The following is a 14460-nucleotide window of genomic DNA, read 5'->3' on the forward strand; positions in this document are numbered from 1 at the left end:
TTTTGTGGTGAGGAATTTTTACGTGAAAAACTTAATTTTTCTACAGCCTGGTTAGGCCCTTATGAATCGAAACTTTGAAATAGTTGACGGAATCTATCTTGTTCAAGAAAATTACGAACTTGATTTACATAATAATTTTGATTTCAAGAGTCTAGATTATTCTGTGGAGGAGCGTAAGCTCAAATTAAATTGGCAGCGCTCGAAGGGAGATTGGGTTGGAACTGACACGCCACAGAAAGTATCTGTCGAATTTGTAAATGTAAGTGAGTTTCGCTTTATGCCGCGAGATTCAGAAGTGCCTCATACCGAGGATGAGTGTCTAAATTCTTTCGGGTATTGGGTAGATGAAGATTGGGCAGGTGGCGTCATCATGGTTGAACCTAATCAAAAGGCAAAACCTCAATGGCTTACAGCAATAGATTTTATGTCTGGTGCAGTATTGGCTGTACAAGCGGATAGTGCTCATGCCAAAGTCTTGGCCTAACAATACGTGCCAGCTGACATTTTGGTCGGCGCTCCGTTTTGTGTATGGCTTCGCCATTTTACACAAAACTACACACCAACCAAAATGCAGCTGCACTCTGCGTTATTGGGAATCTAAATGAAGTTCGGTGTAATTACATTAGGCGGAACAAGGGCCATTTACAGCTTAAAGTGGTGCCTTAGAGCAAAACGAAGCGGGGTGATAGAAATCCAAAGGAGCGGGATGCGTTGTGAAGAAATCCGAAAATAAACAAGATTTTGAGGCGCGAGGAATCATGCGTTCTGCTAAATCAGAAAATCTACAGCCTCGTTACAACTCTAAGTGTTGCGTTTGATATCGCGGTAAAAATTTTCATGCGAACCAAGTACCATTAATTCGAGAGTCAGTGTGCCATCATTAAAACTGTATCCTAACAACGTAAGCTGCTTATTCATTTTAAATTTATGCACACGCAAAAAAGATAAGTCGCCCTTTTTCTGCTCACCAAGTCCTGGTTTCGCCATTAGTTCCTTAATGGCAGTATCCAGGTCTCTCTTTTGGTTGGGCTTAAGTTTCTTTACGGCTTTTTTGAAGCTCGGTGTTTGTAAAACACTAGTTGCCTTAGCCAAAATCGTAGGGCTCCAGTTTTCCGGCATCTTTTTCAGCTTGTGCAATGATTGCTTGCTTCACAAACTCATAGGGCAAATCGGGATTATCTTCCATCATTTCACCAATTTTAGCCCAATGCTCTATTTGCTTAGGTGGTGTTCGGTTCAGTGCTCTTGCCATAATAGTGGCTTTATCAATAAGGTCTTGGTCTAATCGTATGCTAGTGGTTGCCACGGTCATATCCTCTTGGGTTCAATTTCGCCCTGATTGTAGCAATATGCCACAAATGAGGCAAGTTGCAGCAAGCGGGTCAATGCAACTCCAAAACCTGCGGTTTTTCCGCGCATTACCCAAGCGTTAGGGCTGATCGTAGTGCCCGCCAATAGCTAAGATATAAATGGATTTATCATCGAAACGATATATCAATCGATCTTTCTGCGAGATTCGTTTTGACCAAAGGCCAGAGAGATTGTGCTTGAGTGATTCAGGCTTGCCGAGGCCAGATGAGGGATCATCAGATCTGAGTATTTCCTTGAGCGGTTCATGCCGGCTAACTACTTGTTCTACAACGCTTTTAAGGTTGTCGCTAAATTTGTTTACGCTGATTGTGTCCATACGGCCACCTTTATGTACGGAAATGCCGTACAACTATATGCCAAAAGTGCTAACAAGCCCGCGTACTGCGATAGCTTTTTCGTTGCGCCTTTGGCGCCACCGCAAAGCTGCGCGTGTTGGCGGCGCTATGAGTCAAAAGGAGTGAATCGCCTTCTTTGAGGTAATATGTAAAGCAATCATGGGAAATCGCGCAATATAACTAATAGCAAAGTGGTCAAGTTCAATCCGGCCGCAAAAAGCGCGGCCTGCGCGGGACCCACTAAGCTATAGCGGCCATTTTTAAACTGTGCAGTAATGAACTCGTCAAAGTGAGGGGCGAGGGTAATGTTGGTATTTCTAGCCATGACTAAAAAATAGTCTATGAAATTGGGATAGCTTTTTAAACTTGAGCACAAGTAGGCTGGACCTTTTCTCTGTCTTTAGAAAGGTTATTGTTTTAGATTTCCTTGCTCGCATCTGTGGGTAATTGGTCTGATGTGTATCGAAACACCCTCAATTCGAATAAGCCCGAAAATACTCAAGTAAAAAATCCAATAACAAGCGCAGTTTTTTAGAGCTGGCACTGCCGGGTGGGTATACGCCGTAAACGTCGATATTTGGCAGTGTGTAATCTTCTAATATGCGCACTAAACTGCTGGCGTGAATTTTTGGCTGGGCATCGTAGAGGGGGACGCGGCCAAGGCCGTGGCCGCCCTCTACAAACACGGTGCGTGCTGCGGCGTTGTTGGTGCTAATGGTGCCGTTAACTTTAATGCTGTAGTTTCGGCTGCCTTTGCGCAGCGCAATTTCGCCTGATGTGAGTTTGTATATTACCCAGTTGTGTTTGCTTAGGTCGGCGGGGCTAGTTGGCAGGCCGTGTTTGGCGAGGTAGGCGGGGGCTGCGCAAAGGCAGGTTTGTAGGCTGGTGAGTTTTATCGCTTGCAAGCCTGAGTCGGGCAGCGGGGCGCCGCGTACTGCTAGGTCAATGCCTTCTTGTAAGATATTGATGCGCTCGTCGCTGAGCATTACGTCGAGTTCAATTTTGGGGTGGAGCTTTTTAAAGTCGTTTAAGGCGGGGATCACTGCCTGCAAGCCCAAGTTGACGGGGCAGGTAATTTTAAGCAGGCCAATGGCTTCGCTTTTTAGGTTCTCGATCTGTTGATTTGCCGCCGAGGCCTGCTCAGCAATACTGCGGCACCGCTGGTAATACTGTTCGCCGGCTTCGGTTAGGGCGATTGATCGAGTGGAGCGGTTTAATAACTTAATGCCGAGTTGGGTTTCTAGCTTTTTTATGTGGTAGCTTACCACGGCGCGGGATAGGCCGATATGCTTGGCTGCTGCGCTAAAATTACCTTGCTCTACAACTTGAGCAAATATCACCATGCTTCTAAGCTGGTCAAAAGAAACGTCCATATGTGTTGTTCCGCGCTAGTCTTAAACCTGAATATTAGGCCGGTGTAATGTCGCTGATTGTATCAAAATTTGATCCAATGAAGTCATATTTATCTGCATTGTTTACATTAATGGCGGGGCGTACACTGTTTACCAGTATCGACATTGCGGTTTTTTCCTTGCAGTGCAGAGCCAGTAATCGGCGGGAAGGGTGTTTGGATAGTATTGGCGCTATACACCAATCTTGTTATGTCTTGTCTTGGCACAATCGTTATTTTAAGACCAATTTATTAATGGAGCTTTTATGTTGAATTTTAGTTTTTCGAATTCTACCCGCATTCATTTTGGCGAGGGGCAAACTCAAATTATCGCCAAAGAAATACCGGCTAATGCGCGAGTGTTACTGGCTTATGGCGGCGGCTCCATTAAAAGTAATGGTATTTACGATGAGGTGATTGCGGGCTTAGGCGAGCGCTTTGTAGTTGAGTTTTCTGGCATTGAACCCAATCCGAGCTACGACACGTTGATTAAGGCAGTTCCGCTGATTAAGGAGCACCAACTGGACTATATTCTGGCAGTGGGTGGTGGCTCGGTGGCCGATGGTTGCAAATTTATATCGGCAGCGGCGTTTTATGAGGGCGACGACCCTTGGGATATTATTGCCAAACGCGCAAAAATCACCCAAGCACTGCCTATTGGCGTGGTGCTCACCTTGCCAGCCACTGGTTCAGAAAGTAATGCCGGTTCGGTTGTTACTCGTCATGGCCATAAGGGCGCATTTTCGCACCCGCTATTACAGCCCCAATTTGCAGTGCTAGACCCAAAGGTTACGCTGTCGCTGTCTGATCGGCAGGTGGGTAATGGCGTGGTTGATGCCTTTGTTCACACTATGGAGCAGTATCTTACCTACGGCGTTAACGGCAAGGTGCAAGATCGCTTCTCTGAAGGTTTGCTACTAACTTTGATAGAAGATGGCCCTAAAGCGCTGGCGGCGGAGTCGAAACAAGATTTAGAGGTGCGGGCTAATATTATGTGGTCGGCGACGTTGGCTTTAAATGGTTTGATCGGCGCCGGTGTTCCCCAAGATTGGACCACCCATATGATTGGCCACGAGTTAACGGCTGCACATGGCATTGATCACGCGCGCACGTTGTCGATTGTGTTGCCAGCGGTAATGAAGGTGCGCCGCGAGGTGAAACGCGAGAAGTTGCTGCAATACGCTGAACGGGTTTGGCAGCTAAAAGACGGCGACGATGATTCGCGTATAGATCGCGCGATTGCGCTTACCGAGGCATTCTTTACAACGATGGGTGTTCCTACGCGTATGTCGCACGTTGATTTGAATAGCGCCCATATCGACAATTTAATCGCGAATCTCACTGAACATGGCATGGTGAAACTGGGCGAGCAGAGAGCGGTAACGCCAGAAATTAGTCGTCAAATATTAGAGACCGCACTGTAATAGCAATTAGATATTCACTTACACTATTTAATAAGGCGCTAATATGATTACTGTTCATCACTTGAATCAATCTCGCTCTAAGCGGGTGCTTTGGCTATTAGAAGAGCTAGCAATGCCCTACGAGATTATTCACCACCAGCGCAATCCGCAGACCAATCTTGCACCGGCCAGTTTGGCGGCGATTCACCCCTTGGCCAAATCGCCAGTGATTGTGGATGGCGAGCGGACCTTGTGTGAGTCTGGCGCGGTAATGGAATACCTGCTCGACCAAGATCCAAAACAGCGGTTGCGGCCAGCCAAAACCAGTGCCGATTATTATGTCTACTTGGAATGGCTGCACTTTGCCGAGGGCTCGCTGGCGATGCCTGTCATAATCAATATGATTATGCAGCGCGAAGAGCGGGCTGGGGATAAAGCTTTGGATGGCTATATAGCCAAAGAGATTGCGGTAGATTTTGCTTATATTGAGGCGACTTTAGCTGGACGGGACTACTTTGCCGGCGCTGAATTTAGCGCTGCCGATATTATGATGACCATGATATTGGAAATTGCTAATCGCGATGGTTTGGTCAAAGACAAGCCGCATACCTTGGCTTATTTAAGCAAGGTGCAATCTCGCCCCGCCTATCAAAAGGCTGCTAGCCTAGGCTAAGCGTGATGCGCCTGATTTAAGTGTATCAGGCGCATGGCCTCGTTCTACAGTTTAGAAATCTTAATCAAACCAGTGCCGAGTTCGGTTAGCAAAAGCGACCAAGCTTAGCATTACTGGTACTTCTACCAAAACGCCAACCACCGTGGCCAAGGCCGCTCCGGATTGTAAGCCAAATAGCGATATGGCAACTGCCACTGCTAACTCAAAAAAGTTTGAGGTGCCGATCATACAGGCTGGCGCGGCCACATTATGAGGAAGCTTCATGGCTTTAGCGGCGCCATAGGCAATCGCGAAAATGCCGTAGGTTTGCAATAACAGTGGAATTGCAATTAGCACAATAGCCAGTGGGCTGGCGATGATGGTTTGTGCTTGAAAGCCAAATAGCAGCACCACCGTTGCCAGTAAGCCCGCGATAGAAACGGGTTTTAAGGTTTGAATAAACTGATTTAAGCGCAGGTGGTTGTCGGCGGAGTCGAGTAACTTACGGGTAACAATACCCGCGACAAGCGGCACCACAACATATAACAGCACTGAAAACAGCAGGGTGGCCCAGGGCACCGTTACATCGTTTACGCCCAATAAAAATGCTGCAATGGGGGCAAAGGCAAAAATCATAATAAGGTCGTTTACCGACACTTGCACCAAGGTGTAATTTGCGTCGCCTTTAACAAGGTGGCTCCACACAAACACCATGGCCGTGCAGGGCGCAACACCGAGCAAGATCATACCGGCAATGTATTCGCTGGCGGTTTGCGGGTCGACCAGGTCGACAAACACCACGCGGAAAAACAACCACCCCAGCGCGGCCATGCTAAAAGGCTTTATTAACCAGTTAATCACCAAGGTTAGCGCCAAGCCCTTGGGCTTTTTGCCCACGTCTTTAATTGACGAAAAATCCACTTGAATCATCATTGGGTAAATCATGACCCAAATGAATAAGGCGACCGGAATATTGACATGGGCGTATTCCAGGGCGGCAAACCACTGAAATACCTCGGGTAAAAAATTGCCTAAGCTCACGCCGGCGAGAATACAAAGCCCAACCCACACCGATAAATAGCGCTCAAAAACTCCCATGATTAAATCTCCTCAGCCAACTGTTGCAAGGTAGTTTGTAATTGGGCGCCGCTCATTGCGGCAATATCTAAACTTAGCAAGCCGCGAACGCGGATTTCGATGGTGTCCATTACCGAATTAAATGCCGATTGAATCTCGGCCTCGCTGCCCTCCAATTTAGTCGGGTCTGGCAAACCCCAATGCACTTTAGCGGTATTGCCAAACCACACTGGGCAGGCTTCGTTGGCGGCGCTGTCGCACACGGTTATTACCACATCGGGTTTAATGGCTTCAAAATCATCCCAAGACTGGCTTTGTAGTCCGTCAATTGAAATGCCGCGCTGTTGCAGGTATTTCAGTGACAGCGGGTGAACCTCGCCAGCAGGCTGACTGCCTGCACTGTAAGCCGTAATGCGGCCATCCGCTAAATGATTGGTAATGGCTTCGCTTAAAATGCTGCGGCAGCGATTGTGGGTGCAGATGAACAGAATTTTCATAAGGAAACCTCTATTAAATTAAACGGTGGATTAGCAGCAAGAAGGGCGGTCGGGCATGTTTTTTAGCTTAAGCGCAAGCGTGCTGAGGGTGTCTTGATGTGCAGCGCAAGCTTGCTTAAGCAGCGCCATGGCCCAGTCGGGTGCGGCGGGGCTAATTTTATAAAAAACCCACTGGCCGCGGCGTTCATCCGCCAATAGGCCGCAGTTGCGCAGCTGGGCTAAATGCCGAGAAATTTTGGGCTGGCTGTCGTCCATCGCCACCATTAACTCGCAAACGCAGAGTTCACCTTCTTGGTGTATCAATAAGGTGGCGTTGAGGCGGGTCTCGTCAGACAGGCATTTAAAAAACTGCGCTAAATTGAACAAGTTCGTTTCTCCGTATCCGTTGAGGCGCTCGCCTTAGTGATACATCTTAATATATGGATATGCGTATATTGTAAAACGCTATGTCTAGTTTTGATATAGGTGTTGGTGATTTTAGGCGAAACTGTGTTGGAAATTATCGTTGCGGTAAGAAGGGCGGCGCTAGGTATTGGGTCGCCTTTACATCTGCGGTTTAAGCCCGAAGCACAGCTTAAAGCTAAAGGCGTTTTCGATAGGCGCCTTATGTATTTAAATGGCCGGCCTTAACATAAATGAGCGCACCGTCGTCTTTTGTGAATGGCGTGTGCTGGCTCAGATGAGGGCTACGCAACCACGAACCTTTTGGGTAGCTACCGTGCTCATCGTGAAACGTGCCCTCTAAAACAAAGATCTCTTCGCCACCCCAGTGTTGATGCGTGTTGAACTGGGTATTTGGCGCCCACTTTACTAATGCAACGTGTTCGCCTTCAAATTCGTGCAGCGACATAACGCTTAACCCGTCGACTAGGCCTTGTCGCCAAGGCTCAGCATTGGTATCGATGACTTTTTGCGCAGCGTCGGCTTCGCTAAATTGGTGGAGCTTGACGAAAATGGTCGCACCTTCTTTACCAATTTTAGGTGTGTGTGAGCTGCCAATGGGGTTTCGCACATAGCTGCCGGGGGGATAGTTCTGATGCTCATCTGCAAAAACACCGTCCAAGACCAAAAACTCCTCACCACCAGAATGAAGGTGGCTTGAGAACTCACTATATGGCGCATATCGAACAATTGATGTCGCCCTTGCAACTTCGTCGCCAATTCTATCCAGCATCATGCGCTCGACACCCGGCATAGGAGAGTCAACCCAGTGATAGTCTGCTGGGCGAATAACAATGCGCTGCTCAAAGTCGGCATTAAGAAGAGTTGTCATAGGGGCCTCTCAGTGAAATTGACGTTTTTACAGGTCTAGGATAATGCAATCGGTAAAAGTTGCTTGCTGTAAGAATGGCAAGCTTGAGGGTCCGTGACTTTGCACGGCTCTTGAGAATGAAACCACTAATGTAGAAGCAAGCTAGTTTGCAATGTTGTATCCCCTATAAAATTAGAGGGTTAGCACGCTTAGTTGTGGTTGAATTCCTAGTTTTCTATTTCTTTGTAAAATCACCAAATAGCGTATTTATGATCTTTTACTGGGTTGCTATTTGCAAGTTATGCGTGGCATTTGAAAATGATCCTCAATGCTCGGTCATTTTCTCTCGGCCTTGCAGCTTTTGAGTGCACAGATTGCCAGCTTAGGAATACGGAATTAGACGAACAGTGCGCAAGGCTCTAGCATCATTATAGCGGGCCTACAATGGCCGCATATATCAAGGCAGCTCATTACGGACGCCGCCTAGGCGGGCAAACAGCAAGAGCCAAGGTCAGTATATTCGCGTATTTCGTTTTTCTGGTCGGATGTGTAACTTGGTGAAGGCAAGTCTTCCGAACTTTACCTGCGGCGGCTTTCCTTCACCCAAACCCTGCCTCCTAGGTATACGGTGCTGAACACGGGAGTTTAGGAGCATGCTGGCGGTTAGCTTGTACTCGAATATTGGCGCTATCGAGGTGCTCGCGCTCACTTTTGTATGTGCTGGCGCGCGTAATTTACATTGCAATCTCCGACGAGACGCAGTTCGCCCGTGATGAACGCCAACTCCGTGACGCATACCGGCTTGAGCTCTTGTAGTGGCGAATTTCTCGACGCCAAGCTTGAGTCTTGTTTCCGAAGCTCGGTGCAAGCGCAGCATATTCGGCAGTTGCGAATTGCCTTGTTTGTGACGGCCGGCTTGTTCCTAGTGATGGGCTTGTTCGACTATCTGCTGCTGGGGCTTAGCGAGACCTTCCTTCGCCTTGTGGTGATCCGCGGCGTCGTGGCCTTGGCTTTTCTGGTTCTGGCGGTCGCCCTAGCGCGCCGCCCGCAGTTGCTCGCCAGCGATATACCGCTTAATGCTGCCTGCCTTTTACTGATTACGAGCCTTATACTTATTGTTCCTTTGCGTACCGAGATTATTGGGGCGCAGCTGACCCCCGCAGTGGCCGCGACCCTTGCTCTTTACCTCTTTATCCCCAATCGAATTCCTTGGGCGTTTGCATGCTGTGTGTACCTTAGTGCCGGCGTTTTGTTGGCTTTCTACTCGACTGGACTTGTCGAGCTGCAAGGTATGGTGGGCGCGACCTTGGCACTTTTGTTGGCGAATGTTATCGGGCTATTGGCGTCCTTGCGTCTGAATCGTTTACAGCGGGAGCAGTTTACCTCCCTGCTCGCCGAGCGCGAGACTAATCAGCGCCTGCAGTTAGAGATCAAGGAGCGGCAGCGCCTAGAAGAAGAACTGCGCTATCTGGCGCAAACAGATGGCCTGACGGGGCTGAATAACCGCCGTTGGTTTTTTGAACTGGCAGAACGAGAGTTAAAGCGCAGTCGACGCGACGGCACCCAACTTGGCTTTTGCATGATTGACCTCGATAAGTTTAAAGCCATCAACGACAAGATGGGGCACACCGCGGGCGATAAAATACTGGCCACCGTGGCAGCGCTGTGTCGTGAAGAGTTGCGGGATACAGACATTATAGGCCGTTATGGCGGGGAGGAATTTGTGATCGCCCTGCCAGAGTCCGGCCCGGCCGACACCTATAAAGTCGTCGAGCGCTTGCGAGCGCGCATTGAGCAGTACCAATTCCCGAAAGAGTTCGTCGATCGGAATCTGACGGTTACGGTGGGTATGGCGCAGGTGGCGCCGGGCGAAACAACCCTAGCACCCGTCTTGGCCCGTGCCGACCAAGCGCTGTATGTGGGTAAGCGCCGCGGGCGCAACATCGTCATTGTCGACGCACACTGCTCAAAAGAAGCTGTGTTGAATTAGCTCTACATCACATTCCCCCAAACCCAATCGCCGCTGCACGCTCATCCTCTAAGACAAAGCGATGCCTGTTCCCTTTTTCTATACTGTTATTTCTCGGCATTACAAAACTCTTGGCTCTAACGAGGTATATCTGGTTGTGCGTTGCTACGCCGTCGGGTAGTCGAGGGTCTCTAATCTCCAGCCCTCGGCAAACATTTTCAAGCGTCCGCTTTTTAGCCGCTAAGGAAATATAGTCTTAAACACGTAATGCATTTGGCTCTAGCCTAGCGTCACAAAAGTGGACATAAAATCAAAGCTAGTTTGATTTGTGGCTAGGTATTAGTATGATATTGTCATACCTTTCGAACTGGCTTGGGATCTACCATGAGTATGCATCGGAAAACAATCACACTAACGGAACAACAAGAAAACTGGGTGAAGTGTCAGATTGATGGTGGGCATTTCGGCAACGACAGTGAATACATCCGCCACCTTATCAGGCAGGATCAGTATTCCCAAGAGCGCCTTTTAGAACTTAGGCAGGCGCTCAAGAAGGGTGAGGCGAGTGGTAAATCGCGTCCGCTAGATGTGTCTGCTGTTAAAAGGGCTGGACGTAAGCTTATTAAGGCTGCTGAGTAGTGTTTGGCCTTGAAATAACGCCTGAGGCGGAATCCGATCTCGTCGATATATGGGTCTACACTTGTAACGAGTGGGGTGTTGATCGGGCGGATAAGTACTTGGATCATTTGGAGCATGGCATCGATCAACTGATCGATCATCCTGAACTGGGAGTCGATTATAGTCACGTACTCCTCGGTTATCGCCAGCTTCACCAAGAGCACCACTTGGTACTTTATCGACTAGAAAAACACTACATTCTTATCGTTCGGGTGCTGCATGAGAACATGGACGCACCTCGTCGACTAGCGGAGTAGATATTAAGGGGCGTCTGCTTTTTTACCAATAGCAGAATATCTAGTCGCAATTTATATTGTAGGCTTTAGTTGAGGGCTGTAAGGGTGGGCGTGACCCAAAAGTGATAATGGCTCGTAAGGGTTAGGCTTTTATAGATTGCTTCAGTTATCCTGTGTACCCACGTATCGCGGCCTACTTTGCAGATACAGCGTCAGAATCCAAGAAATCGATCATTTTCGGATGAAAACTTCCGTTCTTATGCGCAATTGCGAATAAGACCTCCATTCTCAAAAGCAATGCAATTCACTACCTTGGCATCTTACGTTAGCGGATTATTTAGTTAAGCGCCTATTAGTTAGGCACCTATTGATTAGGTGCTTAAGTATTTGCTATGCTGCCGCAATGAAAAATACCAATGCGCTTAACTCCGCAACCTATATTCTGGCTGAATCTTCTAGGCTTGTTCGCGAAGATTTTCGTCGTCGTGCCCAGCATATGAGCCTCACGCAACCCCAGTGGCGAACCTTGTTGATTTTGTCGCGAGCGCCGGGAATTAATCAGGCCTGTTTGGCGAGCCATTTAGAGGTTAGCCCCGTTACGGTTACCCAAAGTGTTGACCGTTTAGTAAAGGCGGGATTGGTGCTGCGCGAGCGGCCAGAAAATGATCGGCGGTCTTTAAACTTGTTTTTAACTGACAGCGCTCAGCCTTTATTGGCGGAGCTCAATATTATTGCGGAGCAAACGCGTGAGGCGGCTTTGGCGGGCTTTAATGCCGCCGAACGCAAGCAGTTAGAGCTGATGTTATTGCGTGTAAAACAAAATTTAAGTGATTCGGCCGCGGCAATGGATGCTGCGCTGCAGGCCGTTTCGGAGGAAAAACTAGCATGAGTAATCAGCATAATATTGATGTCAGCGCTGCAAGTAACGCTGAGCACGAGGCTAAAGCCATACAGCGCACGCGTTTGCGTCGGCGATTATTTCTGCTGGTTCCTGCCGTGGTGGTTTGCTTGGGCGCGTATATATTTGTTGTTGGCGGCCGCTATATCAGTACTGAAAATGCGTATATCAAAGCCGATGTGGTTAATGTTGGCGCTGAGATTAGCGGTAATATTGCGCTTATTCAGGTTAAAGAAAACCAGGTTGTTAAAGCCGGCGATGTTCTGCTGCAGATCAATTCGCAAGTTTTTGAGGCAGAGCTACACGATGCCCAAGCAGAGTTAGAGCAGGCCTATATGGAGATAGCGTCGTTGAAGGCGACCTATGTACAAAAACAAGCGGCGCTTGCTGCCGCCCAAGACGATCTTGATTTTGCCATTAAACAACAGCGTCGCATTGAAGATTTACACAATAAGGGCGTTGCTTCTGGGGTGTCCTTAGATCAGGTGCAGCGCGACCTAAGCGTTGCCCGTAATACCGTAAATAAGCTAGAGAGCGAGCGTGCAGAAACCTTGGCTAAGCTCGGTGGTCGGTTTGACATTGACCAGCAGCGCCATCCCGAAGTGTTGGCAGCCGCGGCGAAAGTAGAAAAGGCGCAGCTCAATCTTGAACACTGTATTTTACGTGCGCCTATTGATGGCGTGGTCTCTAAGGTGCCCCAGCGGGGCCAATACGCGATGCCAGGGCTGCCTATTATTAGTGTGGTTGCCAATACCAATACGTGGATAGAGGCTAATTTTAAAGAAGATCAGTTGGCGAAGCTGGCCCCAGGCTCAGAAGTTGAAGTGGAAATAGATGCTTATCCCAATGAGCGCTGGACGGCGACCGTGCACAGTATTTCACCGGCAACTGGCGCGGAGTTTGCCTTGCTGCCGCCGCAAAATGCTACGGGTAATTGGGTGAAAATTGTACAGCGCCTGCCGGTAAGGCTCACCATTCATCATCACGAAAATGAATCGGTGCTGCGGGCCGGCTTGAGCGCCAATGTTCATGTTGATACCGGCGTGCCACCGCGTTTGCAGAAGTTGCTCAGTATGTTGGGAGCGAAACAATCTGTTGCTCATCCGAAAACCGACGCAGCAGTCGTCGCTAGCCATTTGTGAGTTCTTTGGCTAGCAGCAGCGCAATGGGGCGGGGCGCAATTCGCTCCACGGCCTTGATTGCCTTTGGCACCCTTACTGCTACGATGATGCAGGCATTGGATACCACCATTGCCAATGTGGCGCTGCCGCATATGCAGGGCAGTTTGTCGGCGTCGCAAGAACAAGTGGCGTGGGTGCTAACCTCGTATATTGTTGCCGCAGCTATTGCCACAACCCCAACGGGTTATCTTGCTAATCGCTACGGCGTAAAGCCGGTATTTTTGGTCGCGATTGCCGGTTTTACGATAGCGTCTATGCTGTGCGGTATTGCATCAAGCCTGAGCGAAATTGTATTTTTTAGGCTGCTGCAAGGCATGTTTGGCGCGGCATTGGTGCCCTTGTCGCAAACCACATTGTTAGATACCTACCCACCAGAAAAGCAGGGTTCGGCAATGGCCGCTTGGGGCATGGGGGTTATGATTGGGCCAATTATAGGCCCTGCACTAGGCGGTTGGTTAACCGAAAACTACAGCTGGCGCTGGGTGTTTTACATAAATTTACCTATTGGTGTGGCGGCATTTTGGGCTTTAAAAACCGCGTTACCAGACACCAAGGTACGCAACAATAACCCAATGGATTTTACCGGCTTTGCCTTTCTCAGTATTGCTATTGCGTCGCTGCAATTAATGCTAGATCGCGGCCAGAGTTTAGATTGGTTTCAGTCTAAAGAAATTATGCTGGAGTGCTTCTTAGCCATAACCGCTTTTTATCTGTTTATTAGCCATACCCTGACCACCGATAAGCCCTTTATTTCGCCAGAGCTGTTTAAGGACCGCAATCTGGTGGGTGGCCTGATTCTTATTGCCATGTTGGGCATTGTGTTGTTCTCTACCTTTGCGCTGTTACCGCCATTTTTACAGAATTTGCAGGGTTATTCGGTGGTGACCGCCGGTATGATTATGGCTCCTCGTGGTGTGGGCACCATGATTGCCATGCAAATCTCGGGGCGCATTATTAACCGTATGGATACTCGTATTCCGATTTTAATCGGTATGTTACTACTTGCTTATTCCTTGCATTGGATGTCGACGTTTAGCCCCGACGTTGGCCTAATCGACATTGTATTAAGTGGGGTTATTCAAGGCATGGGGCTTGGTTTTATTTTTGTGCCCTTGTCGGCGGCAACGTTTTCAAGCTTGGCGCCCCAATATCGCGGCGATGGCACGGCCTTATATAGCTTGTTAAGGAACGTTGGCAGCAGTGCCGGTATTGCGCTGGCGTTTGCCTACCAAGACTACGGTACCAAGATGGCGCATTCCGTTTTGGTTGAAAATATAAACCCGTATAACCCCGCGGTGATCGAGTATCTCAATTCGTCTACCGGCTTATTGGGCATTAGCAGCCTTATGCAAATAGAAGGTGAAATACAGCGCCAAGCGGCGGTGATTGGCATGCTGGGTAATTTCCATTACATGGCTTACGGGGTGCTGTTTGCGATTCCGTTTTTGCTATTGCTACGTCCAGGAAAAGCCGATGATAGCCTAGAATCTGCGGTGATGGATTAGCGCTTTTACAGTGAAA

At 48.7% G+C, this 14460-nt stretch carries 18 protein-coding genes; 9 read left to right on the forward strand and 9 right to left on the reverse strand.

Annotated features, from left to right (window positions below; genetic code table 11):
- Positions 1–61: 61 nt before the first annotated feature.
- Complete coding sequence (locus P1U47_RS13735; RefSeq protein WP_301029671.1) at positions 62–484, forward strand: hypothetical protein; 423 nt, start codon at positions 62–64, stop codon at positions 482–484.
- A 317-nt stretch (positions 485–801) separates the two neighbouring features.
- Here the strand turns inward: P1U47_RS13735 and P1U47_RS13740 are convergent, their stop codons facing one another.
- The 5 genes from P1U47_RS13740 to P1U47_RS13755 form a co-directional block, all read right to left on the reverse strand.
- Positions 802–1092, reverse strand: coding sequence for a type II toxin-antitoxin system RelE/ParE family toxin (locus P1U47_RS13740; RefSeq protein WP_301029673.1), 291 nt, complete (start codon positions 1090–1092; stop codon positions 802–804).
- The gene (locus P1U47_RS13745; protein ID WP_301029675.1) at positions 1085–1306 is read right to left on the reverse strand and encodes a hypothetical protein; all 222 of its coding nucleotides are present in this window, start codon (positions 1304–1306) and stop codon (positions 1085–1087) included. Before P1U47_RS13745 ends, P1U47_RS13740 begins: the two co-directional genes overlap by 8 nt.
- Positions 1307–1429: 123 nt before the next feature.
- Positions 1430–1687 (reverse strand): Txe/YoeB family addiction module toxin, encoded by a 258-nt coding sequence (locus P1U47_RS13750; protein ID WP_301029677.1) that lies wholly within the window; start codon positions 1685–1687, stop codon positions 1430–1432.
- Positions 1688–1863: 176 nt separating this feature from the next.
- Positions 1864–2031 (reverse strand): type II toxin-antitoxin system ParD family antitoxin, encoded by a 168-nt coding sequence (locus P1U47_RS17600; protein ID WP_366943179.1) that lies wholly within the window; start codon positions 2029–2031, stop codon positions 1864–1866.
- Between the two features lie 148 nt (positions 2032–2179).
- The gene (locus P1U47_RS13755) at positions 2180–3079 is read right to left on the reverse strand and encodes a LysR family transcriptional regulator (protein ID WP_301029679.1); all 900 of its coding nucleotides are present in this window, start codon (positions 3077–3079) and stop codon (positions 2180–2182) included.
- Between the two features lie 283 nt (positions 3080–3362).
- Here P1U47_RS13755 and P1U47_RS13760 point away from each other — a divergent pair, with 283 nt between their 5' ends.
- Both P1U47_RS13760 and P1U47_RS13765 read left to right on the forward strand, forming a co-directional pair.
- Entirely contained in the window at positions 3363–4520 is a 1158-nt protein-coding gene (locus tag P1U47_RS13760; RefSeq protein WP_301029680.1) for an iron-containing alcohol dehydrogenase, read from the forward strand.
- A gap of 43 nt (positions 4521–4563) precedes the next feature.
- Positions 4564–5172 carry a glutathione S-transferase family protein gene (locus P1U47_RS13765; protein ID WP_301029682.1) on the forward strand — a complete coding sequence of 203 codons (609 nt, stop codon included), beginning with the start codon at positions 4564–4566 and terminating at the stop codon, positions 5170–5172.
- A gap of 60 nt (positions 5173–5232) precedes the next feature.
- Here the strand turns inward: P1U47_RS13765 and arsB are convergent, their stop codons facing one another.
- The 4 genes from arsB to P1U47_RS13785 all read right to left on the reverse strand — a co-directional run bounded on the left by arsB (position 5233) and on the right by P1U47_RS13785 (position 7998).
- Positions 5233–6249, reverse strand: coding sequence for an ACR3 family arsenite efflux transporter (arsB, locus tag P1U47_RS13770; RefSeq protein ID WP_301029683.1), 1017 nt, complete (start codon positions 6247–6249; stop codon positions 5233–5235).
- A gap of 2 nt (positions 6250–6251) precedes the next feature.
- A complete protein-coding gene (locus tag P1U47_RS13775; protein WP_301029684.1) occupies positions 6252–6725 on the reverse strand; it encodes an arsenate reductase ArsC in 474 nt (157 codons plus the stop codon).
- Positions 6726–6755: 30 nt separating this feature from the next.
- Positions 6756–7091 (reverse strand): metalloregulator ArsR/SmtB family transcription factor, encoded by a 336-nt coding sequence (locus P1U47_RS13780; protein ID WP_301029686.1) that lies wholly within the window; start codon positions 7089–7091, stop codon positions 6756–6758.
- Positions 7092–7329: 238 nt separating this feature from the next.
- The gene (locus tag P1U47_RS13785; RefSeq protein WP_301029688.1) at positions 7330–7998 is read right to left on the reverse strand and encodes a cupin domain-containing protein; all 669 of its coding nucleotides are present in this window, start codon (positions 7996–7998) and stop codon (positions 7330–7332) included.
- 751 nt (positions 7999–8749) lie between these two features.
- On the opposite strand from P1U47_RS13785, the gene P1U47_RS13790 reads away from it, so the two are divergent.
- The 6 genes from P1U47_RS13790 to P1U47_RS13815 all read left to right on the forward strand — a co-directional run bounded on the left by P1U47_RS13790 (position 8750) and on the right by P1U47_RS13815 (position 14444).
- Complete coding sequence (locus P1U47_RS13790) at positions 8750–9967, forward strand: GGDEF domain-containing protein (RefSeq protein WP_301029690.1); 1218 nt, start codon at positions 8750–8752, stop codon at positions 9965–9967.
- Positions 9968–10330: 363 nt separating this feature from the next.
- Positions 10331–10585 (forward strand): type II toxin-antitoxin system ParD family antitoxin, encoded by a 255-nt coding sequence (locus P1U47_RS13795; protein ID WP_301029692.1) that lies wholly within the window; start codon positions 10331–10333, stop codon positions 10583–10585.
- Positions 10585–10881 (forward strand): type II toxin-antitoxin system RelE/ParE family toxin, encoded by a 297-nt coding sequence (locus tag P1U47_RS13800; protein ID WP_301029694.1) that lies wholly within the window; start codon positions 10585–10587, stop codon positions 10879–10881. The genes P1U47_RS13795 and P1U47_RS13800 overlap by 1 nt, the downstream gene beginning before the upstream one ends.
- A 382-nt stretch (positions 10882–11263) precedes the next feature.
- Positions 11264–11749: a MarR family transcriptional regulator gene (locus tag P1U47_RS13805; RefSeq protein ID WP_301029695.1), complete on the forward strand. Its 486-nt coding sequence runs from the start codon at positions 11264–11266 to the stop codon at positions 11747–11749.
- Entirely contained in the window at positions 11746–12900 is a 1155-nt protein-coding gene (locus P1U47_RS13810; protein ID WP_301029696.1) for an HlyD family secretion protein, read from the forward strand. The genes P1U47_RS13805 and P1U47_RS13810 overlap by 4 nt, the downstream gene beginning before the upstream one ends.
- Positions 12901–12905: 5 nt before the next feature.
- The gene (locus P1U47_RS13815) at positions 12906–14444 is read left to right on the forward strand and encodes a DHA2 family efflux MFS transporter permease subunit (protein WP_301029697.1); all 1539 of its coding nucleotides are present in this window, start codon (positions 12906–12908) and stop codon (positions 14442–14444) included.
- Positions 14445–14460 lie beyond the last annotated feature (16 nt).

The sequence above is a fragment of the Zhongshania sp. genome (assembly GCF_029212375.1).
Taxonomy (GTDB): domain Bacteria; phylum Pseudomonadota; class Gammaproteobacteria; order Pseudomonadales; family Spongiibacteraceae; genus Spongiibacter.